The organism is Ruegeria sp. AD2(2025), from assembly GCF_056542385.1.
Genome location: NZ_JBQFZS010000035.1, coordinates 1 through 1,868 on the forward strand (window position 1 = coordinate 1; position 1,868 = coordinate 1,868).

At 53.6% G+C, this 1,868-nt stretch carries 2 protein-coding genes; both read right to left on the bottom strand.

Annotation, left to right across the window (positions count from 1 at the left end):
* Position 1: 1 nt before the first annotated feature.
* Positions 2-880, bottom strand: coding sequence for an SGNH/GDSL hydrolase family protein (locus tag ACR1XV_RS21395; protein ID WP_480535050.1), 879 nt, complete (start codon positions 878-880; stop codon positions 2-4).
* Positions 881-905: 25 nt separating this feature from the next.
* Positions 906-1,733 (bottom strand): SGNH/GDSL hydrolase family protein, encoded by an 828-nt coding sequence (locus ACR1XV_RS21400; protein ID WP_480535052.1) that lies wholly within the window; start codon positions 1,731-1,733, stop codon positions 906-908.
* Positions 1,734-1,868: the final 135 nt, after the last annotated feature.

Consider the following 1,868-nt stretch of genomic DNA (forward strand, 5'->3'; position numbering starts at 1 on the left):
CCTAGCTTTGTTCCCTTGTTGGCTCGATCTGATCGAATATGGCCGTACATATCTGGTCCATTTCCAGCGCAAAGAAGTTTTTGGCGGCGGCCTCGTTAGGGTGATAGGGATCCTTGACCATGCCGTTCTTGTTGAGCCGAAAATAGTGTTTGTTGCCCTGGTTGGCAGCAACGGTCTCTGGCGTTGCACCTGGCACGAAAGAGCAGCGCAATCCCGTAACTTTGAATGCATCCATCAGATTCTTCTGTGCACGCAGACGTAGATCAACGATCTTTTTCTTGTAGGCCGGCGCGGTGGTCATGAAAATACAGGGCAGATCGGGGGGCAGTTGAGCCTGCAGGCGCTCCACATCCCGGATCGCGGCACCAGGGTCGCTGGCCCACCGCTTTGCCGAATTACCCAGAAAAGACATCAGGATCAGCTTGGGGCTATAATACCCATCACGCAGCATCTCTTCGAGCGGCGAGGTTTGCGCCGCACAGAACTGATACTCCTTTCCCTTGCCAATCTGCACGTACTTGTTTCTCGTCTTGTTCACAAACCCGTACGTGCCTGCATTTACATTCCATTTTGGGTCCACTTTGCAGATCGTGTCCTTTGATCGCCCGGAACGAGCGGTCCACGAGTCAATGGAACTGGACCTGACACCAATCACACCGACACGCATTTTCCCAAGACGCTGCAAGTGCTTCTTCTGCCGGTCATCCGGGTGGCAGTGTTCTTTGATATCGCTGAAAAACTCGAGAAAAGCTGGTCCTGAACCGAACGATATCTGGCTGTCTCCGATAATAAGAATTTCGGGCGACGTGAATTCTTCTGCGCTTGATGCGGTGCCGCCAAGCGCCAGGGTGAAAACCGCCGCAATTATCTTTCTTAACATCTGTTTCCCCTGGCAGTTTTCGCTTCTACTTCAAGGCCGAAAATACCGCATCGCAAATACTGGCCGCGTTGATATCAAGAAAAGCCCGGACCGCGGCCGGGCTTGGGTGATGCGGATCCTTGACCTGACCTGCCTTGTTGCGACGGAAATACGCGGGCGTACCCTCGATCGCATCGCGTGTCTTGCGATTGAACCCTTCGACCACCGCACATTGCGTTCCAGCACGCCGGAACGCACGGGCAATTTCGGTTTGGGCTTTCATGCGTTTGTCGTTTGTCTTCTTCAGGTAGACCGGCACACTCGAGATAAACACGCAAGGGATATCATCCGGAACCTGTTCTAACGTTCTGCTGGCATCTTGCCTCGCAAGCTCGGGCGCATTAGCCCACCTCTCTGCGGAATTTCCCAGAAAAGTCAGGACCAACAATCCAGGGTCATAATACCCGTCTTCAAACATGACCTCAAATGCGGTTCGATCCGGTTCACAGAACTGATAGGCATCCCCCTTGCCGATCTGAATGAATACCCGGTCCGGGTTTCCTTCGATGCCATATGCGCCAGCGTTGACTCCGAACTTTTTGTCGACGTCGCAAATTGCGCCCTTTGCAGCACCATTCGGTGTCGTCCACGACTGGAGCGAGGTTGAGCGGACACCGATAGCGGCTGTCTCACGATCACCAAGCCGGCCCAGCACTTTCCGGCGTTGAGGTGTTAGTTTGCAGCGATCGGCCAGCTGATCAAAAAACCGCAGGTATTCCTTCCCGGCGCCGAATGAAATCTGGCTGTCACCCAGAATCAAAACATCCGGCTGCGCGAGCGCAGGCGGTGCAACTGACACCGAAAGAGCAGCCAACCAGATTCCATAAACTGACGCCCTGAACAAATTCACACATTCACCTTTATTTGCCGCACTCGTCGCCCAACTGAACCTTTTGCGTCGCATAATAATGAAGGGACGCGCGCTGTAACACCAATCAACACATGGTTA